The organism is Streptomyces aurantiacus JA 4570, assembly GCF_000414115.1.
Classification (GTDB): Bacteria; Actinomycetota; Actinomycetes; order Streptomycetales; family Streptomycetaceae; genus Streptomyces; species Streptomyces aurantiacus_A.
On the sequence record NZ_AOPZ01000067.1, the window covers coordinates 51566 to 77038 of the forward strand.

General features: G+C 72.6%; 20 protein-coding genes. 15 read left to right on the forward strand and 5 right to left on the reverse strand.

What is annotated here, in order from left to right; translation table 11 throughout:
• Nucleotides 1-92: 92 nt before the first annotated feature.
• The gene (locus STRAU_RS08750) at nucleotides 93-725 is read right to left on the reverse strand and encodes a LysE family transporter (RefSeq protein ID WP_037658308.1); all 633 of its coding nucleotides are present in this window, start codon (nucleotides 723-725) and stop codon (nucleotides 93-95) included.
• Nucleotides 726-1195: 470 nt separating this feature from the next.
• Here STRAU_RS08750 and STRAU_RS08755 point away from each other — a divergent pair, with 470 nt between their 5' ends.
• The 12 genes from STRAU_RS08755 to STRAU_RS08810 all read left to right on the forward strand — a co-directional run bounded on the left by STRAU_RS08755 (nucleotide 1196) and on the right by STRAU_RS08810 (nucleotide 16280).
• A complete protein-coding gene (locus STRAU_RS08755) occupies nucleotides 1196-2446 on the forward strand; it encodes an ABC transporter substrate-binding protein (RefSeq protein ID WP_016639910.1) in 1251 nt (416 codons plus the stop codon).
• Entirely contained in the window at nucleotides 2443-3414 is a 972-nt protein-coding gene (locus STRAU_RS08760; RefSeq protein ID WP_016639911.1) for a carbohydrate ABC transporter permease, read from the forward strand. Before STRAU_RS08755 ends, STRAU_RS08760 begins: the two co-directional genes overlap by 4 nt.
• A gap of 46 nt (nucleotides 3415-3460) precedes the next feature.
• Nucleotides 3461-4294, forward strand: coding sequence for a carbohydrate ABC transporter permease (locus STRAU_RS08765; RefSeq protein WP_016639912.1), 834 nt, complete (start codon nucleotides 3461-3463; stop codon nucleotides 4292-4294).
• Nucleotides 4295-4319: 25 nt separating this feature from the next.
• Nucleotides 4320-7484, forward strand: coding sequence for a glycoside hydrolase family 38 N-terminal domain-containing protein (locus tag STRAU_RS08770; protein WP_016639913.1), 3165 nt, complete (start codon nucleotides 4320-4322; stop codon nucleotides 7482-7484).
• Between the two features lie 26 nt (nucleotides 7485-7510).
• Nucleotides 7511-9253 (forward strand): class I mannose-6-phosphate isomerase, encoded by a 1743-nt coding sequence (locus STRAU_RS08775; RefSeq protein ID WP_016639914.1) that lies wholly within the window; start codon nucleotides 7511-7513, stop codon nucleotides 9251-9253.
• Nucleotides 9250-10101 carry an ROK family protein gene (locus STRAU_RS08780; RefSeq protein ID WP_016639915.1) on the forward strand — a complete coding sequence of 284 codons (852 nt, stop codon included), beginning with the start codon at nucleotides 9250-9252 and terminating at the stop codon, nucleotides 10099-10101. Before STRAU_RS08775 ends, STRAU_RS08780 begins: the two co-directional genes overlap by 4 nt.
• 266 nt (nucleotides 10102-10367) lie before the next feature.
• On the forward strand, nucleotides 10368-11450 hold the full coding sequence (locus tag STRAU_RS08785; RefSeq protein WP_016639916.1) for a LacI family DNA-binding transcriptional regulator: 1083 nt from the start codon (nucleotides 10368-10370) through the stop codon (nucleotides 11448-11450).
• A 525-nt stretch (nucleotides 11451-11975) separates the two neighbouring features.
• Complete coding sequence (locus STRAU_RS08790) at nucleotides 11976-13616, forward strand: sensor histidine kinase (RefSeq protein ID WP_037658263.1); 1641 nt, start codon at nucleotides 11976-11978, stop codon at nucleotides 13614-13616.
• 4 nt (nucleotides 13617-13620) lie between these two features.
• The gene (locus tag STRAU_RS08795; protein ID WP_016639918.1) at nucleotides 13621-14031 is read left to right on the forward strand and encodes a roadblock/LC7 domain-containing protein; all 411 of its coding nucleotides are present in this window, start codon (nucleotides 13621-13623) and stop codon (nucleotides 14029-14031) included.
• A complete protein-coding gene (locus STRAU_RS08800) occupies nucleotides 14028-14402 on the forward strand; it encodes a DUF742 domain-containing protein (protein ID WP_016639919.1) in 375 nt (124 codons plus the stop codon). Before STRAU_RS08795 ends, STRAU_RS08800 begins: the two co-directional genes overlap by 4 nt.
• Complete coding sequence (locus STRAU_RS08805; protein ID WP_016639920.1) at nucleotides 14383-15003, forward strand: GTP-binding protein; 621 nt, start codon at nucleotides 14383-14385, stop codon at nucleotides 15001-15003. The genes STRAU_RS08800 and STRAU_RS08805 overlap by 20 nt, the downstream gene beginning before the upstream one ends.
• Nucleotides 15000-16280, forward strand: coding sequence for a cytochrome P450 (locus STRAU_RS08810; RefSeq protein WP_016639921.1), 1281 nt, complete (start codon nucleotides 15000-15002; stop codon nucleotides 16278-16280). Before STRAU_RS08805 ends, STRAU_RS08810 begins: the two co-directional genes overlap by 4 nt.
• A 69-nt stretch (nucleotides 16281-16349) precedes the next feature.
• Here STRAU_RS08810 and STRAU_RS08815 read toward each other — a convergent pair whose 3' ends face one another.
• The gene (locus STRAU_RS08815; protein WP_016639922.1) at nucleotides 16350-17375 is read right to left on the reverse strand and encodes a 7-epi-alpha-eudesmol synthase; all 1026 of its coding nucleotides are present in this window, start codon (nucleotides 17373-17375) and stop codon (nucleotides 16350-16352) included.
• Between the two features lie 229 nt (nucleotides 17376-17604).
• Here STRAU_RS08815 and STRAU_RS08820 point away from each other — a divergent pair, with 229 nt between their 5' ends.
• Nucleotides 17605-18960, forward strand: coding sequence for a cytochrome P450 (locus STRAU_RS08820; protein ID WP_016639923.1), 1356 nt, complete (start codon nucleotides 17605-17607; stop codon nucleotides 18958-18960).
• Between the two features lie 12 nt (nucleotides 18961-18972).
• Here the strand turns inward: STRAU_RS08820 and STRAU_RS08825 are convergent, their stop codons facing one another.
• On the reverse strand, nucleotides 18973-19665 hold the full coding sequence (locus tag STRAU_RS08825) for a B3/B4 domain-containing protein (RefSeq protein ID WP_016639924.1): 693 nt from the start codon (nucleotides 19663-19665) through the stop codon (nucleotides 18973-18975).
• Nucleotides 19666-19812: 147 nt separating this feature from the next.
• Nucleotides 19813-20412, reverse strand: coding sequence for a LysE family translocator (locus STRAU_RS08830; protein WP_016639925.1), 600 nt, complete (start codon nucleotides 20410-20412; stop codon nucleotides 19813-19815).
• Nucleotides 20413-20440: 28 nt separating this feature from the next.
• On the opposite strand from STRAU_RS08830, the gene pdxR reads away from it, so the two are divergent.
• Complete coding sequence (pdxR, locus tag STRAU_RS08835) at nucleotides 20441-21961, forward strand: MocR-like pyridoxine biosynthesis transcription factor PdxR (protein WP_016639926.1); 1521 nt, start codon at nucleotides 20441-20443, stop codon at nucleotides 21959-21961.
• Between the two features lie 107 nt (nucleotides 21962-22068).
• On the forward strand, nucleotides 22069-23823 hold the full coding sequence (locus STRAU_RS08840; RefSeq protein ID WP_016639927.1) for an ankyrin repeat domain-containing protein: 1755 nt from the start codon (nucleotides 22069-22071) through the stop codon (nucleotides 23821-23823).
• Between the two features lie 82 nt (nucleotides 23824-23905).
• Here the strand turns inward: STRAU_RS08840 and STRAU_RS08845 are convergent, their stop codons facing one another.
• A complete protein-coding gene (locus STRAU_RS08845; protein ID WP_016639928.1) occupies nucleotides 23906-25447 on the reverse strand; it encodes a bifunctional phosphatase PAP2/diacylglycerol kinase family protein in 1542 nt (513 codons plus the stop codon).
• Nucleotides 25448-25473: the final 26 nt, after the last annotated feature.

Sequence of the window (25473 nt, forward strand, 5' to 3'; positions counted from 1 at the left end):
TCGTGATCATGCAGGTGTACGACGTAGGGACGCCCGGCTCTCGGGGGCGGTTCCGGAGGGCCGGGAGAGGGCCGGGAGAGGGCCGGTCCAGGTCAAGGTGCCGCCACCACCAGATGCACCGCCAAGGCGATGATCAGCGCGCTGGACGCCAGCGCCGTACAGAGACGTCCCCGGCGCCCGGTCAGAGCCCGCCCCAGGAGCGCTCCGCCCCCGGCCAGCAGCAGTTGCCAGCTCGCGGACGCGGCGAAGGCGGCCAGGGTGAACACCGCCTGCCCGAGACGGTCGGGCTCCGCGTCGGTCCGACTGCCGACGACGAGGGCGGCGAAGTAGAGGACCGTGGTGGGGTTGAGGAGCGTGATGCCGAGGAGGCTGGTGTACGCCCGCGCCGGGGACGGCGGGTCCTCGGCGTCCTCTGCCGCCGTCTGCGCGCGGCGGTGATGGGCGAGGGCCGTCGCCGCCGAGCGCAGCGCCAGGGCGATGAGGACGCAGGCGGAGACCCAGCGCAGCGGGCCCATGAGCGGGGTGACGACGGGCGCCGCCGCCGCGCCCGCGACCGTCGCGACCAGGGCGTACAGCCCGTCGGCTGTCGCGACGCCGAGCGCCGCGCAGACGCCTGTCCGCAGCGAGGTGCGGGCGGTGAGGGCGACCAGGTGGGCCGCGACCGCGCCCACCGGCATGGCGATGCCATAGCCGGCGAGCAGCCCCGCGACCAGGTGCCCGGTCACCGGCGAGGAAGCGAGGGCCTCCACGGTCGGCCGGGCTGCTGCTGGACCTTCGCCGGACGGTCGGCGGAGGCGGAGGCGGGCGGCGGCAGCGGGGTGGCGAAGGACGCGAGGCACATGGGCAGATCGTGTGGCCCGGACGGCGGCCCGGGCAACCGGATTTCCGCGACGCCGCGACCGGGCGACCCCCGGCGACCACCCTCACGTGGGTGACCTACCGGGGCCAGGACCCGCCTGGCGTCCTGACTACCGGCACCCCCCGCCCGGCGTCCGCGAACCCGCAGGCATACCCGGCGTCCGGGACCCCGGCCCCGCCTGGCGTCCGGGCCCCCGCCCCCCAACTGACCAGATCCGCCCCCAACTTCCCCGCCCGCCCTTGACAACCACCCCCGCCGCCACGACGCTCCATCACGCTTGTGTTAACGCTAACACCGGCCGGGACGGACGCCCGGGACCCACCTGTGGGGGCACCCATGTCAGGTAGAGCCGCCGCGGCCGGCACGCTCGCCGCCGGCTGCGGCACCGCCGAGGGCCAACCGCCGGGCAAGGTCGCCGTGTTCGGGGACAGCGCGGCCTGGTCGGCGCCGATGGCCGCGGCCGGGGCGGCCATGAAGTCGGTCGCGGGACTCCGTCTCGTCCCGGAGGTCAACCCGTCGCTGGAGTCGTTCGAGCAGGTCGTGAAGTCCTCGCTGCGGACGAACAAGGCCCCGGACATGCTGAAGTACTGGTCCGGCTACCGGCTGCGGGACCTGGCCCGCACCGGCGGCGTCGCCGACCTGAGCCGCCAGTGGGACGCGGCCGTCGCCAGGGGCTGGGCCGACCGGTCGCTGCGTGAGGCGTTCACGTACCGGGGCCGTGTCTACGGACTGCCGATGAACCTCGCGTACTGGGTGTTCTTCTACAACCCCGAGGTTTTCGCCGAGCACGGCGTCCAACCCCCGCGGACCTGGGGCGACTTCCTCGCCGTGGCGGACCGGCTGCAGCGGAACAAGGTCACCCCGCTGCACGGCACCGCCGACGGCCGCTGGCCCTCGTTCATCTGGTTCCAGGAGATCCTCAGCCGCCAGGACCCCCGGTTCTACGACGACTTGATGAACGGCCGCGAGAAGTACACGGACCCGCGCGCCGAACGCGCCCTGCGCACCCTTGCCTCGTTCTTCGACAAAGACTGGTTCACGCCGATGGACATGAACCACACCGACGCCGCCGCGGCCGTCGTGCACGGCAAGGTCGGCATGCTGCCCTGCGGCACCTGGCTCGGCTCCACCCTCATGGAAGCGGGCGGCAAGCCGGGCAAGAACGTCGGCGCCTTCGTGCTGCCCATGGCCGAGCCGAACGCCCGGCCGTCCGTCATCTTCGAGTCCAGCGCCCTGGTGGCCACCGTGAAGGGCCCCGACCACGCGGAGGCGTTGCGGGCGACGAGGAACTGGCTGCACCCGGCCGTGATGAGGGCCTTCTCGCAGGCGCTCCAGGACGGCTGCCCCAACCCGGAGGTCCCCGCCGCCAATCCCGTCGTCGCCGCGCTGGCCGAGAAGGTGCGCGGCGACCGTCTCTGGCTGCTCAACCGGTTCTGGGAGCAGGGCCCGCCCGAGCTCGTCGAGGCCACCGTCGACGACCTCGCCGGGTTCCTGCTGAACCCGTCCTCGTACCGCGAGGTCCTGCGCACCATGCAGGACCGGGCCGACGAGGCATGGAAGGTGTGGCGGGAGGCGGAGCGGACATGACGGAGATCGCCGCCCCCGCCCCCGCGGAAGCGAAGGCGCACCGCGTCCGCCGCCGGGTCCCCACCCGCACGCCCCACCAGGCCGTCCGCCCGGGCGCCCGGCTCGGCGGGCCGGCGGCCGCACTGCCCTGGGTGCTGCCCGCCTTCGCCTTCGTCGGCGTCCTCCTCGTCTACCCGTTCTTCCGCAGCGTGTACGGCAGCTTCTTCGAGGACAACGGCTTCACCAGCAGCTTCACCGGGATCGACAACTACACGCGGCTCGCCGACGACCCCATCTTCGGCCGCTCGCTGCTCAACACCCTGATGTGGGTGGCCGGGACGCTGCTGCTGCCGGTCCTGCTCGGGCTGCTGATCGCGGTCGCCACGCACCGCCCGCGGTTCGGCGGGCTCGCCCGGATGCTGATCGTGCTGCCCTTCGCGCTCTCCCCGGCCGCCACCGCCGTGCTGTGGAACTTCATGCTGACCTCCGACGGCGCCGTCAATCAGGTGCTGCGCGGAATCGGCCTGGACTCGTGGGCGCATACCTGGCTCCTGGAGTGGCCGCAGAACACCCTGTCGCTGATCGTCGCCGGCACCTGGCAGGCGACCGGCCTGAACGTGGTGCTCTTCGCGATCGGCCTGCGGGCCATCCCCCGCGACACCGTCGAGGCGGCGGAGCTGGACGGCGCGACCGGCTGGCGGATGTTCCGCCACATCACGCTGCCGCAGCTGCGTGCCGTGACCGTCGTGGTGGTCGGCATGGCCGTCGTCAACAGCCTGAAGGCGTTCGACATGATCTGGATCCTCACCCAGGGCGGCCCGTCCCGCTCCTCCGAGACCCTGGCGCTGACCATGTACCGCGAGACGTTCCGGCTGTTCCACGTCGGCTACGGCTCGGCGATCGCGCTCGTCCTCTCGGTGATCGTCGTCGCCTCCTCCTGGCTGTACCTGCGCCGCCAGATGCCCGACACGGGCTGGGCGAAGAGCTGAGGAGGCCACCATGAGCCGCGTCACGCAGCCCACCGAGAATCACGTGATGGACCGCGCCGTGCACCGCTCGGCACGCGCGGCGCGCCCCCTCTTCGTCGCCGGATGCGTCGTGCTCTGGCTCGTACCGCTGTACCTGCTCGTCGTCAACGCGCTGACCCCGGCGACCGAGTACGCGGGCAAGCCGGACTGGACCGTCCAGGGCTTCGCCCTCGCCGACAACATCGAGACGGCCTGGGAGAAGGCCGGGATCGGCGACAGCTTCGAGGCGTCGCTGCTGTACGCCGTTGTGTGCGGCCTCGTCGCCGTGCTCGTCGCGGCCATGGCGGCGTTCGCCGTCGTCGTCCTGCCGATTCCCCGGCCGGCGTTCTGGTTCTGGCTGATCTACTCCGGGACGCTGTTCCCGCTCCAGATCTTCCTCGCGCCGCTCTTCGGCCTGTACGCGGACGCCAACCTGTACGACACCCGGCTCGGCCTGATGCTGGTGTACGTCGCCTGGGCGGTGCCGTTCGCGTTCTTCCTGATCCGCAATCAGATGACCACGGTGCCGCCGGAGCTCACCGAGGCCGCCCTCATCGACGGCGCGTCCTTCACCCGGATCTTCTGGCGCATCCACCTGCCGCTGATGCGGGCGGGCCTGGGCGCCGCCTTCATCTTCCAGTTCACGGCCGTCTGGAACGACCTGCTGCTCGGCATCACGCTCAGCCGCAGCGGCGACGTCCAGCCGGTGATGGCCGCCCTGACCACCCTCAAGGCGTCGTACGCGTCGAGCGGCCCCCCGGTGATCCTGGCCGGAGCCCTCGTCGTGTCCGTACCCACGCTCCTGCTCTTCCTGGTGTTCCGCGGCCTGTTCCTGCGCGGCATCACCGCCTCCACCCGCTGACCCACGACCACCGGGAGAGATCCGCATGACGACACGTGCCCTGGTCCGCACCACCGACTGGGACAACGACCGGATCCGCGCGAGCCTGCGCGCCTCGGTGGCCGGCGCCGAGGGCACGCTCGACGGCCGCGTGCTCCGGCTCTCCGAGGAGCCTCTGATGCGGTACGCCGCCGACGGCGCCCTGCTGCAGTCGCTGCGCGTCGAGCCCGTCAACGGGGCAGCCGTTCCGGGGGAGTTGGAGGTGCGGACGGAGTCCGGGGCGGCGCTGCGCACCGAGCGCGTCGCGGGCCCCGGCCACTCCGTGCGGCTGCTGCTGCCCGCCGTCGAGACGCCCACCCGCGTCACCGTGCGCCTGCCGGGCGGCGGCGAGGGCATCACCGTACCCCTCACACCGCAGCGGCAGTGGACCATCCACCTGGTGCACCACTCGCACCTCGACATCGGATACACCGACCCGCAGGGGCAGGTCCTCAACGAGCACCTGTCCTTCCTCGACTCCTGCCTGGAGCTGACCCGGGCGACGGACGACTGGCCGGAAGAGTCCCGGTTCCGCTGGTGCGTCGAGTCGCTGTGGTCCTTCCGGCAGTGGGCGGACTCTCGTCCCGTGGAGCAGGTCGCGGAGCTGATACGCCGGGTGGGGGAGGGGCGTATCGAGCTCACGGCGCTGCCGTTCAACCTGCACACCGAGACCTGCTCCACGGACGAGTTGCACGAACTGCTGCGCCCGGCCCGCGACATGCGCGACCGCTACGGGGTGCGCTTCACCTCCGCGATGCAGACCGATGTGCCGGGCGCGGTCGTGGGCCTGGTGGACGCGCTGGCCGGAGCGGGCGTCGAGTACCTCTCCGTCGCGCACAACTGGGCGGGCCGCTCGGTGCCGCACCTGGTCGGCGGCGAGAAACTGCCGCGGCTGTTCCGCTGGCGGGCGCCCAGCGGCAACAGCGTCCTGGTGTGGATGACCGACACCCCGCACGGCCTCGCGTACATGGAGGGCCCGCTGCTCGGCTTCGACACCGCGTACGCCGACGTCGACGACCTGCTGCCCGCCTATCTGACGTCCCTGGCGAGCCACCCCTACCCCTACCCGGGCGGCATCTTCGGCTGGGCCATGGACAAGGAGGACATCAAACGCGAGCCCTACCCCTGGGACGTCCTGCACCTGCGCGTCCAGGGCAAGTTCGGCGACAACGCGCCGCCGCGCCGCGTCATCGCCGACACCGTGCGCCGCTGGAACGAGACCTGGGCGTTCCCCCGTCTCCGGCTCTCCCGCAACGAGGACTTCTTCCGCGACGCCGAGGCCAGGCTCGGCGGCGAGATCGCGACCTTCGAGGGCGACTGGACCGACTGGTGGGTCGACGGCGTGGGCGCGGGCGCGAGGCCGCTGTCCCTGGCCCGCACCGCCCAGTCCGTGGTCGCCGACGCCCAGACCATCGGCACGTTCGCCGCCCTCCTCGACGCCACGGGGGCCGAGGACGACACGCGTGACGCCGCCGGGGTCTACGAAGCGGTGTCGCTCTTCGACGAGCACACCTGGGGCGCCGGCGACCCGTGGACCCACGGCGACGAGGGCGGCCACTCCGGGGAGCACCAGTGGCACTGGAAGTACGGGCAGGCGCTGCGCGCCCACGACGACGGCAACGCCCTCCTGCACCGGGCGAGCGCCCGCCTCGGCCAGCGGCTCGCCGCCACGCCGGGCGCCCTGGCGACGTACCACGTGGTCAACACCTGCTCCTGGCCGCGCACCGACGTCGTACGGATCTTCCTGCCGGAGAGCAGCGTGCCCCTGGAACAGCCGGTGGCCGTGCGCGACGCCCGCACGGGAGCCCGGCTCACCCACGAGGAACGGCCGCAGAGCAACGACGACCACCGGGACGCCGGGCGGTTCCTCGTGCTGCGCGTGGACGACGTGCCGGCCGCCGGCTGGGTACGTCTCGACGTCACCGCCGACGACAAGGCCGCCCCCGACGCGGGCGGGACCACCGTGGTCAAGGCCGCCACCGGCTGGAACCCCACCGGCGGCACCGAACGCGAGGACCCCGCCGAGACCGCCGCGCGGGCCCTCGCCCACCCCGAGCCGACCCTCCTGGAGAACGAACACCTCACGGTCCGCGTCGACCTGGCGCACGCCTGCGTCGCCTCGGTCATCGACAAGTCGACCGGCCGTGAACTCGTCCGCACGGACCTGGTCGTCGGCTTCAACGGCTACTTCCACGACAGCTACACCACCTCCGGAGCCTTCAACCACAACTCCAGCCGCACCACCGCCTCCGACCGCCTCGAACACCTCGGGAAGCGGTCCGTCGCCCCGCCCGCCGCGCTGATCGCCCGCACCTCCACGGCGACCGCCGAGTCGCTCACGTACGAGACGCGCCCCGCCGGCGCCAACCGGCTGCGCGTCACCCTGACCCTGCCGCGCGGCGTGCCGCGCCTCGACATCGAGAACCGCCTGGACAAGGACCGCACCCTGGGCAAGGAGAGCGCCTACTTCGCGTTCCCCTTCGCCTTCGACGACCCGGCCGTCCGCATGGAGGCATCCGGCGGCGTCACCGGCACCGGCCTGCCCGTGGTGCCGGGATCCGCGCGCCACATGCGGGCCGTGCGCCGCTGGGTGACCCTCGCGGACGAGGGGTGTGCGGTCGCCTGGTCCACGCAGGACGCGCCGCTCGTGCAGTTCGGCAACGTCGCGCTGCCCTACGCGCCGTTCCCGAAGACGATGGGCCACGACGAGCCCGCCACCGTCTACTCCTGGATCCACAACAACCTGTGGGACACCAACTTCCCCAGCGAGCAGGGCTTCGAGTTCACCTTCCGCTACAGCCTCGCGTGCGCGCCGACGCCGTCCGGGCTCGGGACCCGGACGGCGGCGGCGTGGAGCAGGCCACTGCGGGCGGTCCGGGCCCGGGGGGCAGGGGGAGACGCCCCGGCCGGCCACTCCTTCGTCCGCCTGGCCGACCCCCGGATCCGCCTGGTCGGCGCCACGACGCCCCGCGCGGGCGAGACCCTGCTGCGGCTGCAGTCCTTCGCCGAGGAGCGGGTGGAGTGCGCCGTCCGGATCGGCTTCCCGGCGCGCGCCGCGTACCGGGCGGGCTATCTGGGCGGCCGTGGGGACCAACTGTCGCTGGCGGAAGGGGAGGTGATGGTCGACGTGCCCGCCCTCGGTACGGCGGCGGTGCTGTTCGTACGCCCCTGAGGGGCTGTCAGCGGTAAGGAGAATGTGTGTACCGGCTCGACCCGCGTTACGGCCCGGCGCCGGGGGCCGTGATGGCCTCCGGCTGGCCCGCCGTGGCCGCGCACCTGCCCGACGGTCCGGCGACGCTGGCCGTGGAGGGGCCGCCGTCGGTGGACTTCCCCCACCTGGCCGCCCGCCTGACCGAGCACCTCGCCGTGCCCGTACGGACTCTGGACGTCCAGGCGCACTACGCCTCCCCCCACGACGTGCGCCACCGCACCGACGACGGCATCGGTGACCCCTACTACTGCAAGCTCGCCACCAACCCCCTGAGCGACCTCTTCGACCAACTCCCGTGCGGGGAAGGGCCCCAGGACGGCCTGCTGCTCGTGCACGGCCCCGGCGCCTCGCTCGTACCGCACGACGTCCTGTGGTACGCCGACGTACCCAAGCGGCACGCGGAGGCGGCTGTCGCCGCGGGCACGGGACGCAACCTCGGGCTGCCCGACGCGGCCCCCGACCTGCGGCGGCTGTTCTATGTCGACTGGCCGATGCTCGACCGCCACCGCGACGCCCTCGCCGCACGCGTCGACGCCTGGCTCGACACGCAGGAGCCGGACCGTCCCGTGTACGTCGACGGGCCCGGCCTGCGGGCCACGCTCGCCGCCCTCGCCCGGCAGCCGGTACGCACCAGGCCGTACTTCAACTCGACGCCCTGGGGCGGACATTGGGCCCAGCGTGCGCTCGGCTTCAACCCCGGCGCCCGCAACACGGCTCTCGGCTACGAACTCATCGCCCCCGAAGCGGGCGTCCTCATCGGGACCGGCCCCGGGCTCCAGGCCGAGATCCCCTTCCAGCTCCTGTGCGTCCTGCACCCCGAGGAGGTCCTCGGCGCGGACGCGCACGCCCGCTTCGGTACGTCCTTCCCGATCCGCTTCGACTACCTGGACACCGTCGACGGCGGTGACCTGTCGGTCCACTGCCATCCCCAAGAGCGGTACATGCGCGAGCGGTTCGGCTGGCCCTACACCCAGCACGAGACGTACTACATGACGCTCGGCAGCCCGCGCACCCGGGTGTTCCTCGGGCTGCGCGAGGACGCCGACATCGACCTGTTCCGCAAGGAGGTCGAGGAGGCAGCCAAGGACGGCGTGCCGATGGACCCCGCGGACCACGTCCTGACGTTCCCCGCCGAACAGGGCCGCCTCTTCATGATCCCGGCCGGCACCCCGCACGCCAGCGGCGCCGGCAACCTCGTCCTGGAGATCAGCGCGACCCCCTACCTCTACAGCCTGCGCTTCTACGACTGGCTGCGCCCCGACGCCGACGGCCGCCCCCGCCAACTGCCCTACGAACACGGCCTCGCCAACCTCGACACCCGCCGCCGCGGCGAGGCCGTCGCCCGCGAACTCGTCCAGGAGCCCCGCCTCCTGCGCTCCGGGGACGGCTGGCACGAGGAGGTCATCGGCGCCCTCGACGAGATGTTCTACGAGGTACGGCGCTACGACCTGGACGCGGGCGCCGTCGCCGACGACGACACGGCGGGCCGCTTCCACGTACTGAACGTCGTCGAGGGCGAGGGCGTGGAGATCGAGGCGGCGGCGGGCGACCGGCACGCGCTGGCGTACGCGGAGACGCTGACGGTGCCGGCGGCCGTCGGGGCCTACCGGATCGCCGCGCGGGGCGGGGGCGCGAAGGTGGTCAAGGCGCTGGTGCGGCTGTCGGCGGACACGGGCTCTTCGGCGGCGGGCCGCTCCGCCGTGGCCCGTCCGGACGCGGGCCGCTCATGAGGGCGGTCCTCGAGATCGGCGGCAGCCATGTGACCGCCGCGCTCGTCGACACGGGCCGGGCGCGGGTGCTGCGCCGCGCGCACCGCACCCTGAATCCGCGCGGCACCGCCGAGCAGGTCCTCGGCACGGTGGTCCGCTGCGCCACGCAGATCGACGCCCCCGCGGGCGCGGTGTGGGGCGTCGCCGTGCCCGGCCCCTTCGACTACGACAAGGGCGTCGCGCGCTTCGAGGGCGTGGGGAAGTTCGACGACCTGTACGGCATCGACGTGGGCTCGGTCCTCCTCGACGGCGTGTGGCCGCGCCCCTCCCGGACCGTCTTCCTGAACGACGCGCACGCCTTCGCCCTCGGCGAGTGGTCGGCGGGCGCCGCCCGCGGGCACCGGCGCTGCGTCGGCATCACGCTGGGCACGGGCGTGGGCTCGGCGTTCCTCGTGGACGGGGACGTCCGCCGGGACGGGCCGGGGGTGCCGCCGCTCGGCCGCGTCGACCTGCTGAAGGCCGAGGGGCGGCCGCTGGAGGACGTGGTGTCTCGGCGGGCACTCCTCGCCCGGTACGGGGACCGGGACGCGGAGGTGGCCGACATCGCCGCGCGGGCACGTGCGGGCGAGGCGCGCGCCGCCCACGTCCTGGACGAGGCCCTGACCGCGCTCGGCCGGGCCCTCGCCCCGCACCTGCGGGACTTCGCGGCCACGGCACTCGTGGTGGGCGGCGGCCTCGCCCGCTCCTGGGACCTGGTCGAGCCCCCGCTGCGCGGCGCGTTGGGGGATACTCCGGTCACGCTGCGCGTCGGTGCGCTGGGGGAGGGCGCGGGGCTCGTGGGGGCGGGGGTGTACACGAACTTGGGGTGAGCCTTCACGGCGGGGGAGTCGCCCGCACGGTGGGGGAGCCGCCCGGCCCGCACCGGCGCGAGGTGCGGGCGTTGTGACGTGCGAGCCGTCGCGCCCGGTGGGGACGATCGGGGCGTGCGTGCCGCCGCGCCCCGCGGGGACGATAGGGGAGCGCAAGCCACCGCGCCCTGCGGGGACGATAGGGGAGCACAAGCCACCGCGCCCCGCGAGAACGGCAGCGGTGTACGAGTCGACGCGTCGCCCGCGAGCGAAAGGAACGCGAGCCCATGCCCGAACGGCGGGACTCCATTCGGCGGGACTCCAGGGCCGGGCAGCCCCCCACGCTCCGGGACGTCGCCGAGCGCGCCGAGGTCAGCGCCATGACCGCGTCGCGCGTGCTGCGCGACGACCCGCGCGTGCTGCCCGCGACCCGCGACCGCGTCCGCGCGGCGGCCGCCGCACTCGGCTACCGGCCCAACGTGGTGGCCCGCAGCCTCCGCCTGGGCCGCGGCACGGGCCTCGTCGGCCTGGTCGTCACCAACCTCGCCAACCCCTTCTACTCACGGCTCGCGCTCGGCGTGGACTCCGTCGTGGCGGCCGACGGCCTGAAGACGGTCATCGGCAACACCGGCCAGGACCTGGACGGCGAAAGGGACTTGGTGGCCGACCTGGTGGCCCGCCGCGTCGACGGCATCATCGCCGTGCCCGCGGGCTCCGACCAGCGCCACCTCGCCGCCGCGGCGTCCGAGGGTGTGCCCGTGGTCCTCGCCAGCCGCCCGCCCGACGGCTTCGACGCCGACTGCGTCCTGGTCGACGACTTCGGCGGCGCCCGCGACGCGACGGCCCGGCTGCTGTCGCGCGGCCACCGCCGCGTCGGCTTCCTCGGCTCACCGCCCGCCGTCTACACCGGCACGGAGCGGCTGCGCGGCTACACCGCCGCCCTCGCGGACGCGGGCCTGCCCGCCGACACCCGCCTGGTGAGCCAGGGCCAGACCGAACCGGCCGAGGCGGAGCGCGCCGCCGCCCGGCTCCTGGCCCTGCCCGACCCGCCGACGGCACTGTTCTGCTCCAACAACCGCAACACCATAGGGGCGTTCCGCGCCATCCGCGCCACCGGGACGGACACCGCCCTGGCGGGCTTCGACGACTTCGAGCTCGCCGACGCCCTCGGCCTGCCGCTCACCCTCGTCGCCTACGACAGCGACGAGTTGGGGCGTACGGCGGGGAGGCTGCTGGTGGAGCGGATACGGGAACGGAGGGGCGGGTGCGCGGCGCCGGCGGGCGGGGAGAAGGCGGACGATGGGCCGGTCGCGCCGATGCCGCCGCGGCGGGTGGTGGCGCCCACAGGTCTGGTCGAGTACGGGCCGTGAGGGCCGGACACGGCGGGAGGTTGCGGCAGGGTGTCCGTATCCGCCCTTGTCCGGCCCGAGTTGGCCGCGCACGGTAGCGCCCGTCCGCGCGGGACCGCCTGGAAATGGACAAGCTTGCGGACGCACACTCCATGGTGAATCAGACCTCTCGCCCAGTGGCCGCCCTCTGAAGTAGGCGCTGACGCCCGCCGGAAAGCCCCGCGAGACCTCATGGCACATGGGTTCAGCCGGCGAACGCAGCTCCGCGCGGCCACCGTATGTTCTCGGCCGAAAGTCCTCCTACTGCTCGGTAGGACGGACCGGAGCAGGTTGATCCACATCCCCGTTCACCCGATAAGCTCCGTGACGGCGTGGCGTGTTGACGTGATTGCTGTGCGTCGCGGCGTGCCGTGCCGTCGCGCTTACGTATGGGGGGAACACGCAGGTGACCAGGAGGGCGGCGCCGATTCCGGGCGCGCTTCCGGTACCCGGGCGCGGCCATGTGCTGGTTGTCTCCTGTTCGATCGCGTTGGTTTGAGGATGCAGATGGAACTTGCCACTCCGCCACCGGCGGCGGCCCAAGGATCAAAGACCTGGCGCGCCTGGTGGCTGCTGCCGTTCGGGTTGGGAGCGGGCACGGTCGCCACCGCGGTCGCCGACTCCGGTGAGACGCGCGTCCCCCTGGCCCTCGCGGGCCTCGGCGCGACCGCGACCGCCTCGCTGTGCGTCCGCCTGCTGCTGCGTTCGCGGGCGGAACTGGGTCGCGCGGCCGCCGAGACACAGGCGGTCCGGATCGAGCAGGCCCAGCAGTGGCAGCAGCACGTCGCCGCGCTGGAGCGCGAGCACGCGGCCCAGCGTGCCGCCGTCGAGGCCCGTCTCGCCGACGAGGTCAAGGCATGGCAGTGGCGCCTGAACCGGCAGCAGGAACTGGTCACCCGGTTGAGCGACGACTTCCTGCCCACGGCCCTGAAGGGGCTGCGCGCCGGTGAGGCGATCGACGACGTCCTGCCGGATCTGACCCAAGAGACCGATGTGTCACCGGAGTTCAGGAAGGCACTGCGCAAGGTTCTCCGCACCGGCCTGATCGCCGTCGAGGAGGAGTTCAACCGCAGCACGTCGGCCGAGCACGCCGTCATCAGCATCGGCAGCAGGCTGCACGTACTGACCGGGAAGATCCGCGGCCGCCTGCACGAAATGCAGGGCGAACACGGCCGCTCGCCCGTGATCGCCCAGGGGCTCATGGAACTGGACCAGGCGATCGGCCCCGCGGACTGTCTGGCCGCCAGCATCGGCGTCCTGGGCGGCACGGACCGGCCGGGACGTCAGTGGCAGGAGCCGCAGCGTCTGCTGAGCGTGCTGCGCGGCGGCATCGGACGCATCAAGGACTTCGACCGCGTACAGGTCCGCCACCTGCCCGAACTCGGCGTCGACGGCGGCCTGGTGGACCACCTCACGCTGATCTTCGCGCACCTCCTGGACAACGCGGCGCGCTATTCGCCGCCCACCGAGCCGGTGATCGTGTCCGGCAAGGAGGTGCCCAACGGAGTGGGCATCGAGATCCAGGACGCCGGAAAGGGCCTGAGCGACGAGAAGAAGCAGCAGGCCCTTGACTCCCTCGACGGCGTGGCGGCGGGCCCCGGCCTCGGTGGCCTGTCCGAGGACGCGCACCTCGGCCTGCGCGTCGTGGGCACGCTGGCCCGCAGGTACGGGATCAGGGTGACGTTCGCGGATTCGCCCTGGCTCGGCACCTCCGTCGTCGTGGTCGTACCCCATAAATACTTCAGCCCGCTGCCGGCCTCCTCCGTGCCCGGCCCGCAGGTGGCGTCCGCCCCGACCGGGCCGCGGGAGGGCGTTGCCCCGATGCCGGAGCCGACTTCGCAGGACGCCTCCGCGGCCGACCTCGACACCACTCCGGGAGGACTGCCGAAGCGGCGCAGGAGCTCCCCGCGCGGCGGATCCACGGGCGCGGCCGGGGACCTGGAAGCCGCTCCGGCGGCGGCCGTGGCCAAACCCGTCGTGCCGCCGGACGCGTCGTTCACCGGTCTGGCGGCCTTCGCCACCGCCGGCCGAGCGGCCGACGAGCCCCGCACGGAAGCCACGGAAGCTACGGCGTCCACGGAAGCCACGGCCTCCATGGACGCCAGGGAATCCACGGAAGCCATGGAATCCATGGAAGATAAGGACTAGCCACATGACGCAGCACGAGACCGACGTGAGCTGGGCCCTGCGCGATCTGACCGACAGCATCCAGGAGATCCGTTTCGCTCTGGTGGCGTCGAGCGACGGCAAAGCCATCACGTCGTACGGCGCCGACGACCCGGACGACGTCGACCGGTTCGCCGCCGTGGTCGCCGGCCTCCAGGCCCTGGCCCAGCCTGTCGCCGAGCAGTTCCCCGCCTATGGCGGCCAGTTGCGGCTAGCGATGATCGAGGTCGACGGCGGGCACCTGTTCGTGGTGCGGGCGGGCGTGGAGACGTACCTCGGGGTGCTGGCCAAGGAGGGCCTCGACCAAGGGCTGCTCGGTCACCAGATGAGGGACCTGGCCCGCAGGATGGGTGAGCTGCTCGGCACCACTCCGCGCCGGGAGGAGCAGGCTGGATGAGCGGCCCCCAGCGGCCCGCCGACCCCTCCGGCCTGGAGCGCTACTACGTCCTCACCGGCGGCCGCAGCGGACCGGACGGGCCGGCCGCGGGGCTCGACGTGGCGACGCTCATCGTCTCGCGTGCCGCGCCCGAGCCCGGCATGCAGCACGAGCACGAGGAGATCGTGCGCCGGTGCCGCGATCCGCTGTCGGTGGCCGAGCTGGGCGCCCATCTCGGGCTGCCGTTCAACATTCTCGCGGTGCTGGTGACCGACCTGCTGGCGGCGGGCCGGGTGGAGGCCCGTGACCCCATTCCGGCTTCTTCCGCATCCGGTCGCGGGCCGGACCTCGCGCTCCTTGAGGAGGTACTCAGTGGCCTGGAAAGGCTTTGACCGTCCGGACCAGCCGGCGGCACCCGGCGCCCTGCCCGCCGAAAGCCGCTCGGTCAAGGTGATGATCGCCGGCGGCTTCGGCACCGGAAAGACCACCATGGTGCGCTCGGTGAGCGACATCAGGCCCCTGACCACCGAGGAGACGCTGACCCAGGCCAGTGCCGACGTCGACCGCCTCATCGGGATCGCCGACAAGCAGGAGACCACGGTCAGCCTGGACTTCGGGCGGATCGGCATCAACGACCAACTGGTGCTGTACCTCTTCGGCACGCCGGGGCAGGAACGCTTCTGGTTCCTGTGGAACGGCCTGTTCAAGGGCGCCCTGGGCGCGGTCGTCCTGGTGGACACGCGGCGCCTCGCCGCCAGCTTCCGGGCCATCGAGGAGATGGAGCGGCAGAACGTGCCCTTCGTCATCGCCCTCAACGTCTTCCCCGATTCCAAGGAACATCCGATCGACGAGGTCAGGGACGCCCTGGACGTACCTCGGCACACCCCGATCATCACGTGCGACGCCCGGGACCGGGCGTCGAGCCGTGACGTGCTCATCGCCCTGATCCACCACTTGAAGGACCGCTCGGCGGCCACTCTGGAGCCCCGATGAACGCCCCCAGGCCCACCGGCCCGTCCGCCGCCCCGCAGGAGGCCACCACCTCGGGCTGCCCCGTGGCGCACGGCGGGCAGGACTCCCTCACCCGCCTGTACGGCTTTGACGCGTCGACCGACCCCCAGAGCGTCTACGAGCGGTTGCGCGAGCACCACGGCCCGGTCGCCCCCGTCCTGCTGGAGGGCGACGTGCACGCCTGGCTGGTGCTCGGCTATCGGGAGAACCGCCGGGTTCTCGAGAACCCGCGGCAGTTCACGCGGGACTCGCGGATCTGGCGGGACTGGAAGGAGGGCCGCATCGAGGAGTCGTCCCCGCTGATCCAGATGGTGGGGTGGCGCCCCGACTGCGTCTCCCAGGAGGGCGAGGCGCACCGGCGGCTGCGCGCCGCGGTGACGGACAACCTGCAGGCGACCGCGGGCCGCGGCATCCGACGCCACGTCACGCACTTCGCCAACAAGCAGATCGACGCCTTCGTGTCCGCCGGGCGGGCCGAGCTGGTGACCGACTACGCCCAATCTCTGCCGATGCTCGTGTTGACCAGGCTGTTCGGGCTCGCGGAGGGGGAGGGGCGGCAGCTGGCCGTCTCCTGCGCCCAGGTGATCAAGGGGGGCGAGGAGGCGCTGGCACACAACGACCGGATCATGAAGATCCTCGGTGAGCTCGCGGAGCGCAAGCGCGCCGAGCCGGGCTCGGACTTCACGACCGGCCTCCTCGAGCACCGCGCGGGTCTCGACGAGGGAGAGGTCCTCAGCCATCTGCGGCTCGTCCTGATCGCCGCGCACACCACGACCAGCAACCTGTTGGCCCGGGTGCTCCAACTGCTGCTCACGCACCCGTCCCACATGGCCGGTGTGGTGAGCGGCCGTCTCGACATCTCGGCGGTCGTCGAAGAGGTCATGTGGAACACCCCGCCGCTGGCCGTCTGCCCGGGGCGGTTCGCCACGGCCGACCTGGAGCTCGGCGGCCAGCAGGTCAAGGCGGGCGATCTGCTGGTCCTCGGCCTGGCGGCCGGCAATCGCGATCCGGAGGTCCGGCCCGACGTCACGACGGCCCTGCACGGCAACAAGGCCCACCTGGCGTTCAGCGGCGGCTCCCACGAGTGCCCGGGACAAGGCGTGGGCCAGGCCATCATCGAGACGGCGGTCGACGTCCTGATCCACCGGCTGCACGGGCTGAGGCTGGCGGCCGCGGCCGAGGACCTCACGGTCACCGCCTCCTCCTGGGAGGCCAGGCTCGATCGGCTGCCGGTGGAGTTCACGGCTCAGGAGACGTAGCCCACGAGGTGCCGTGTACGGCGCGTGCGACCCCGCGTCCTCCACGCCGGGCCGCACCCCCCGTACGTGTCAGACGCCCAGCAAGTCGTCGAGGGAGCCGTGCCCCTGCTTCTCGGCCGCGGACGCGGGAGTGTTCTTGACCGCCGCGTAGCGGCCCGTGGTGAGTGCCCACTCGTAATTGCCGTTGATCCAGTGCTGGACGGCTTCCACCCCCATCCCCACCCGCACGCGTTCGTCGTCGCTCAGCCGGAGCTGGTCGCACATCTGCGGCACCTGGGACTCCAGCCGCAGATAGTCCCGCAGGCGCTCCTCGGTCCGGTGGATCGCCTCGGTCACGGCGTCCTCCCAACCGCAGTCGTGCGTGCGGCGGAGCACGGCGATGAGGTTGTGGCCGTCTCCGCGCCGTGCCTCGCGCTCGAAGGAGTGGATGTCGTTCATGAAGCCGATGGTGTCCGCCGCGGCATCGCGCAGCCGGATCATCACCGGATGGGCCTGGGCCTGCGCGGGCACTTCGAAGCGGCGGCTGCGCTCGCCCGCGTCGATGCTGTGATGGATGCCCACGGTGCGCCGGCGGAACGCCGTGTACTCCGCGATGCCGAGTGTGACGCCGTCGGCAGCGAGGTCGATCTCCTCGGAGTGCGCGACCAGGAACCGCCCCCAGGACGCCGCGAACCGGGTCCGCCAGGCCAGGGACATGCCGTCGGACAGCTGCTCCCACACCTGCGCCCACGCCCTCGTGATGGGGCAGACGACGCGGGGCGCGCTGCCCACGGGGCGCAGTGGTGTGACGGCCAGCTCTCGTGCGACGTCCGCTATGCGATCGGCGCGGCCGGGCTGCGCCATGTCGAACTGGTCGTCGAAGAGGAAGGCCAGGGAGAACCAGTTCATCAGCACGACCATGTCGTCGGCCGACGCGTACGGGTAGGTGCGTATGGCCGCCTGGGGGAGGTCCCAGGTCAGATACTCGTCGAAACCGGCCTGGCTGCGCACCAGTTCCATCTCGCGCACCCAGCGCAGGTGCCGGTCCCGGGCGTAGTCGAGGTGCTCGCTGACGGGGGTGGAGAAGGGGATGTCGAACCGGACGTCCTGGGGCATTCACGTTCTCCTAGGGGTGTGCTCGTACGGCTCCCCCCGGCGCCCACGAGCGGACGCTTGGCATGCTCATTGATCGAGGTGCGATCCGAGGCTGCCCCGGCCGTAAACGATCTATGCTGTGATCTGGCCAACTCGGCTCGTGTGCCTCACAGATCACAGGTTGCTCAGGTGTCGGGACGGGAAGTGATGGGCGGAACTGTCCCTACCGCTTCAGGAGTACTGAGCCGACGTGACCACCGTTGCGGCGTCACCCATCCCCACGGCAACGGGAGCCCTCCCGCTGCTCGGCCACGCGATACCCCTCCTGCGTGACAACCTGGCCTTCATCGCCTCGCTGCGGGACTACGGCCCGTTGGTGAGAATTCATCTGCAGCCACGGCAGTCCACCGTCGTCGTGAATGAACCGGCTCTGATCCGCGCGATGCTGGTGGACCTCGCCCCCGGGCTCGACAAGGGGCGGTTCTTCGAGAAGATGGGCCAAGTCCTCGGCGGCGACAGCGTGGTGACCGCCGCGGGCTCCGACCACGTCCGCAAACGGCGCCAGTTGCAGCCCGCCTTCCGGCACGACGAGATCGCGCGGTACGTGGATCTGATGCGCCACGAGGTGGTCTGCACGGCCGAGGCATGGACGCCGGGCGGAACGCTCAATGTCCGCGAGGCCATGGTCAAGCTGTCACTGGACATGCTCGCCGCGACGGTCTTCGCCTCGAGCCTGGACGAGCAGGCGTTCCGTCGTCTTCGGCGCGATCTGTCGGTGGTGATGAACGGTGTCGGCGCTCGCGTCATGCTGCCGGACTGGGTGGAGCGGCTGCCCCTGCCGGCCAACTGGCGGTTCAACTCTTCCCGGGCGGCGGTACGGGACATCGTCGGCGGCGCGGTGAACGGCCTGCGGGCGTCCGGCCACGACACGGGGGACATGCTCTCCACGCTGCTGCGGGCCGAGGACCCGGAGACGGGCCGGCCGATGACGGTCCACCAGATCTGCTCGGAGGTCCTCACGCTGGCGGTGGCCGGTACCGAGACCACGGCGTCGGTCCTCTCGTGGGTGCTGTACGAATTGGCCCGCAACCCGGAAGTGGACGCGCGTCTGCAGAAGGAACTGGAGGACGTCCTCGAGGGACGCGCGGTGACCTTCGCGGACCTGCCCCGGCTCCCCTACCTCCGCAACGTCATCACCGAGGCGCTGCGGCTGCATCACACCGGGTGGCTGGTGACCCGCCGCACGCTCGCCGCGGTCCGCCTCGGCGACTGGGAGATCCCGCCCGGCACGGAACTCGCGTACTGCCAGCACGCACTGCACCGGGACGCCTCCCTGTTCCCGGATCCCTTGCGCTTCGACCCCGACCGCTGGCTGGACGAGACGTGGCAGGCCGCTCTGCCCGATGGCGCCTTTCTCCCGTTCGGAGCGGGCAAGCACAAGTGCATCGGCGACCACTTCGCGATGACCGAACTCGCCACGGCGATCGCCACGCTGGCCAGGATGTGGCGGCTGGACCTCACCTCGGGCCGGGAGGTCCGGCCCGAGGCCCGTGCCACCGTGCGGCCGAGCACGCTGATGATGACGCCGCGGCGCCGCGAGCCCTGAGCGCAGGCGGTCTCAGCACACGAACCGCGGCGAAGCCTGCGTCAGCACCGCCGTCTGCGGCGTGACGGGCCAGTGGGTGCGCATCTCCTCGGCGAGCGCGGCGATCAGCTTCGGCACGTCCGCCGGCGCCGTCTCGTGCAGGCCCTCCACGACGATCAGGACCTCCGAAGTGCTGTCCCGGACGGCCGAGTAGCCGCTCTGGCGGTTGGTCCAGCGCCGGGCGTGGGCCCGGCGGGCGTCGTCGGCGAAGATCACCTCGCGGGGGTCGGGGCGCTCCGTCCCGCCGGAGAACGTCGCGTACGCCTCGTCCCCGTCGGCGTACCGGACTTCGAGGTTCCCGCTGATACGGGACGCGTCGAAGACGCCGACGGGGATGCCGTACGCCAAGGACGCCGCGTTGCAGAGGTCGATCAGGGGGTGGATGCGGGGCAGGGAACCCTCCTTGCGGAAGCGCCGCAGGAGGGATTCGGAGGCGCAGCGGTACTGCGTGGGCTTCAGGCCCATGGCCGAGAACGCGCGCCGCCACGCCTGGACTTCGGGCAGTCCGCTCTCCTGCGACGCGGTGAGCCGTTCGGCGGCCGCCGCGCTGAACTCGGTGACGGGCCGGTCGACCGTCGCGTCGTGTGTGATGCCTCGCGTGAAGATCACTCCGGGGACCAGGTGGGGGAAGTCCTGCCAGAGGTCGGTCGAGTGTTGGAAGTGCACGGTGATTCCGATCGGGAGACGTGAGAACGGAGGAAACGAGAGAAGGGATAGAGAGAAGGGATAGAACGGGAGAACGGAGAAAACGGGAGAAGGGGAAATGAGACGGATGTGTGGGGGAGGGGGCGGAAGCAGTTCGGGCGGGCGGTGTCAGAGAAAGGCGAGCTTCACCCCCAGTACCGCGAACGCGCCCGCGAAGACGCGACGCAGCCACGTCATGACCCGCGGTCGCCCGATGACGTGATCGCGAAACGCGGCGGCGAACACCCCGTAGAGGGCGAACACGACCAGGGACGCCAGCATGAAGTAGGCGCTGAGTTCGGCCATCCGCAGGAAGGCGTACGACTCGCCCTTGTCGACGAACTGCGGAAGGAAGGCGAGGAAGAACAGGGTGAGCTTCGGGTTGAGCAGATTGAGCAGGACGGCGGACACGATGACGTCGGAATCCGAGCGCGGGGCACCGTCCTGATCGGCCGCGAGGACGCTCTTGTCGCGCAGCGTCTTCCACGCCATGTAGAGCAGGTACGCCACCCCCAGGTACTTGAGTGTCTGGAACGCGAAGGGGCTGGTGTTCAGCAGCGCGGCGAGGCCGGTGATGGCGGCGAGCATGTGCGGGACGATGCCCACGGTGCAGCCCACCGCCGCGACCACACCGGCCCGGGTGCCCCGCGCGAGGCCGGCCGCGATGGTGAACAGCACTCCGGTGCCCGGCGTCACGATGAGCACGAGCGAGGTCAGCAGGAACTCCATGACTTGACTCTCCCGGCACAATGGATCCATGAACAGGTCCAATGGATCTCCTTCTGAGGGGTCCATAACCACCGTCGGCCCGCCCACGGAAGTCGCCGCCTCCGACTTCCTGCAGCTGAACCCCGCCGAAGCCCCGAAGGGCGGCATGGCCGACTGGCTGGCCCGGCACATCCGGCACGCGGTGGCGAACGGGCTGCTGCCGGCCGGGAGCAGGCTGCCCGCCACCCGCGTCCTGGCCGGGGAGCTCGGTGTCTCGCGCGGCGTGGTCACCGAGGCGTACCGGCGGCTCACCGAGGACGGGCACGTGGCGGGCCGGGGCCGGGGCGGGACCGTCGTGGTGGCGGCGCCCCTCGCGCGCCCGACGGAGCGGCGGGTGACAGAACCGCGAGTGACCGCCGATGACGGCACGTCAGGGAAGCCGCCGCTGTTCACCGCCCCGCCCGATGCCGGCGTCTTCGACGCGCTGCGCGCCGCGCCCGCCCGCATCGACCTGTCGCCCGGCCTGCCGGACCTCGCCGCGTTCCCGCGCGCGGCCTGGCTGCGCGCCGAGCGGTCGGTGCTCGCCGGACTCGTGCCGTCGGACTTCGGCTACGGCGACCCCCGCGGCACCCCGTCCCTGCGCCGCGCCGTCGCGCGCTGGCTCGCCCTGAACCGGGGGATCGCCGCGGACCCGGACGAGGTCCTGATCGTCGCGGGCACCGCCCAGGCGCTCGGCCTGCTCGCGCTGGTGCTCCGGGACGAGGGGGTCGCCCGCGTCGCCATCGAGGACCCCAGCTCCCTGGGCATACGACAGCACCTGCACAACTCCGGCCTCCAGACACCGCCCGTGCCCGTCGACGAGCAGGGCATCCGCGTCGACGCGCTGCGCGCCACCGGCGCCCGCGTCGCGCTGCTCACCCCGGCCCACCAGTTCCCCACCGGCGTGGTCCTCGACGGCGGCAGGCGCCGTGAGCTCGCGGACTGGGCCCGGGACGGCGGACTGATCATCGAGGACGACTACGACGCCGAGCACCGCTACGACCGGCCGCCCGTGCCCGCCCTGCGCTCCACCCTCGCCGAGCACGTCGCCTACGCGGGCAGCGTCTCCAAGCTCCTCGCGCCCGCCCTGCGCGTGGGCTGGCTGCTGGCGCCCCGCCGCCACCGGAGCGCCCTCGTCGACGCCAAGCGGTTCGCCGACCTCGGCAACGCGGCGCTGCCCCAGCTCGTCCTCGCCCACCTGATGGAGTCGGGGGAACTGGAGCGGCACCTGCGGTTCCTGCGCCGCCGCCACCGCGGCCGCCGCGACGCCATGATCGCGGCCATCGCGGCCCGGCTCCCGGGCGCCGTCGTCCACGGCGCCGCCGCGGGCCTGCACCTGACGGTCACCTTCGAGCCGGGCCGCGACGACACCGCGCTGGCCGCCGCGGCACTGGAGCGCGGCGTCAAGGTGCAGCCCCTGTCCTGGCACGCCCAGCGCCCGGGACGGCCGGGCCTGGTCCTCGGCTACGCGGCGAGCACCCCGTCGGACATCCGGGAGGGCGTGGCGGTGCTGGGGAGCCTTCTGGGCTGAGAGGCCGGACAGCGCGGACGCCGATGCCCGGCTGGGCCCGTAATGCCGAGCCGGGCTCCCGCCGACGGTGGGCGGGCGGTGTCAGACCCCTCTGCCACGATCGGCGCATGGGTTTCTTCGACGATTTGCTGCTACCGGAAGAACCGCCCGGCGAGCGGACGGCGTTGGTCCGTCTTGCCCCTCCGGGAGAGGACGCCGCCCGGTACGCGCCACCGGTCGACTGGTTCGCGCCGGTGCTCTCGTCGCATCTGGCGACGGCCGGGGCCGGGCCGCATGTGCGGGTGGTGATGACGGGCTGGTCGCTGTGGCCACGCTCGGCCACCTTGCATCTGTCCGTCTTCCGCACGACCCGCTGGCGCAGCGCCGACTCGACCCGTCAGTCCGGGCTCCGCGTCGGCCTGCTGTTCAGCGACGGTCGCCGCGTGACCTCGCTGGACGCCAAGGAACAGCGGCTGCTGCAGTGGACCGGGTCCGACGGGCGAGCGCACTCGACCGTCACGGGCCAGGCCGTCGGGCTGATTCCACTGGACCCTGGCCTGGACAACTCCCGCCGTTCCACTTTCAAGACCGATGTCGATCTGTATCTGGCCGAACTCCCGCCGCCCGGCATCGCGCATCTCGTCGTCGAATGGCCGGACGAGGGCGTCGCCGAGACGCGCACCCCGATCGACACCGCGGCACTGCACGCCGCGGCGGCGCAGGCGGTCGAGGTCTGGCCGGGACTCGAGCCACCGGACCCGGCGGAGCAGCCGGGTTCCTTCGCGACGATCCAGATGAGTGGGCCACCCGGCTTCCTGGCTCCGCCTCTGTCCGGGCATCAGCGCGCGGCGCTGCGCCATGAGGAGGAAGAACGGCAGCGCTATGTGCCCCGGGCCGACTGGGAAGGAATCGGCTCCGAAGACTGGAAGGACACGTCGCTGATTCAGGTCCGGCTCGACGCGGGCGCGCCGCCCGACGCCCGTTTCGGAAGCGAGGAGGCCACACCGCTGCACAGGGCCGCAGAGCACGCCGCGGTGGGAGCGGTCGCCGCGCTCTTGGCGCACGGCGCGGAGGCCGACCCCCACGACGACGAAGGGCACAGCCCGTTGTGGTACGCGGCCTGCAACGGGGACGAGGACAGCGTCCGCAGGCTGATCGCGGCCGGGGCCGATGTGTGGACGCCGCAGACCGGTCTCTGGTCACCGGGCCGGCTGCTGCTGACCACGTCGCTCGCGCCGCTCGTCGAGAGGCTGCCGGGGGCGATGCAGCTGCCCGCCGAGGAAGCCTCCGCTTTCCGGGAGGCGGACGCGCTCATCACGGCATTCGGTGAGCAGGAGCTGCACACGGAAGGGCTCGGCATCTGCTTCGTGCGGGGTCTCACCGAGGACGAGCTGATCCGGCGTCTGGGCGCCGACCCCGCGCAGTGCCCGAGGGCGGACCAGGAGCACGCCCCCTTCGACCTGATGGACCACCAGGCGTCCCTGCGCTACCTGGGAGTGACAAGCGTGCCCGGCGCTCCTGGCGGCTGCGTGATCACGCAAGACGGATACATGCCGGACGACGACGCCGTGCTGCGGGCGATATCGCGGGGCACCGCGGCGTACGGCATCTACTTCAACCCCAAGGGCGGCACCTTCGGCACCCTGGCACGCGATGGCGACCTCGTCGGCCGCGAGGAGATCGGGCTCTCCCCGGACGAGTCGGATCCGCCTGCCTACTGGCACTTCCGCTTCTGGCAGCGGCGGCACGCCTTCCCCTACGGCGTCGACGTCCTCGCCTACGCCTGTGCCGCCGCCGGCCTGCGCATCAGCGATGGCCGGGAAGCACTTGATCACGACATCCCACGGCGCTGGGTGGAACTGCCTCCGTCCCTCCGGCGCTGAGTACCGCTCGACGGACCACGAACTCCCGGGCCGCCACGCGCGCCGTGCCGGACCCAGGTACCGACCTTTCCTACGCCGGGCCTCAGCGGTCCAGCGCCGGCCGCTCCTCCACGGGCCGGTACACGGTCAGCGCCTCGAGCAGCTTGTCGACGCGCAGCGCGGCGGGCGCGTCCCGCACTTCGCCGTCGTACGCCATGTGCGTCCCCTCCGGCAGGTCCGTCACGACGAGGTGCCGGGAGTGCGCCGAGGCGTAGAGGCGGGTGCGGGCGAGGCCGCCGGCCAGGGCGGTGGCGAGCAGGCGGGTGCGGGCGAAGTGGCCGCCGTGGGCGATGCGCACGTCCAGCAGGCCGTCGGCGAGGTCGTGGCGGCGCACCGGGGCGATGCCCACGTTGCGGTAGGCGCCGTTGCCCGCGAAGAGCAGCCACATCGCGCGGCGCCGCCCGTTGACGACGGCGCGCAGCGGCTCGGTGGTCCGCAGTACCCGGCCGACGGCGAGCAGCGTGGCGGCGGGGCCGCCGATCTTCGGCGACCAGTGTTCCCGCAGCCGTACGAGGTCGGGGTAGGAGCCCAGGCTGAAGGTGTTGAGGAAGTACACGGGCTCGGCCTCGGCCCGGGCGGGGGAGTGCGGGGCCAGGATCGGGGAGACCCGGCCGACGTCCACGCGGACGGCCGTTCCCCGCGCCACGGCCGCGCACGCCTCGGTGACGGACTCGGTGCCGAGGTCGGCGGCGAAGTGGTTGAAGGTGCCGCCGGGCAGCACCATCAGCGGCACGCCGTACTCCAGGGCGGGGACCACGGCCGCGTTGACGGTGCCGTCGCCGCCGCAGACACCGAGGACGCCGCCGCACCGGGCCGCGTCCCGCGCCGCCTCCGCGATCACCTGGGGCAGCGGCCCCGCGTCGGGCTCGTAGATGATCACCTCGGCGCGCGGCAGGGCGATCTTCAACTGGCGCACGGGGTCGGCCAGTTGCGGCTGCGCGCCGGAGGAGGGGTTGACCACGACGAACAGCCCCTCGCCGTCGGGCAGCGCCGGGGCGTCGGCGCGCGGCCGGGCCGGGGGCGGCAGCTGGGAGCGGGAGGGGACGAGGCCGCGTACGGCGAAGGCGGCGCCCGCGCCGAGGCCCGCGCCGGCCAGGACGTCGCTCGGATAGTGCACGCCGGTGTAGACGCGGGAGAACGCGACCGACGCCGCGACGGGCGCGATCGCCGCACCCCAGCGGCGCGACTCCAGGGCGGCGCCCACGGTGAACGCGACCGCCGAGGCGGCGTGGCCGGACGGGAAGGAGCTGGTGACGGGCTGGCGCGGCAGGTGACGTATCACCGGGACCGCGTCGAGCACGGGACGGGTACGGCGCACCGCGCCCTTGCCGAGGGTGTTGACGGTCGCCGACGCGAGGGCGAGCGAGGCGACACCGCGCACCGCCGCACGCCGCTCGCGGGTGCCGCCGACCGCCCACATGCCGGCCGCGACGCCGAACCACAGCAGCCCGTGGTTGGCACTGTGGCTCAGCCGGGGCAGAGCGCGCTCGGCGCCCGGCCACGACCGCGCGGCGACCTTGTGGAAAGCGGCGTGGTCCAGGGTGCGGAGCAGGCGCCTGACGCGGCCCGGGGAGTGATCGCTCATGCCCCCGTTATACGTGGCGGGCCGCC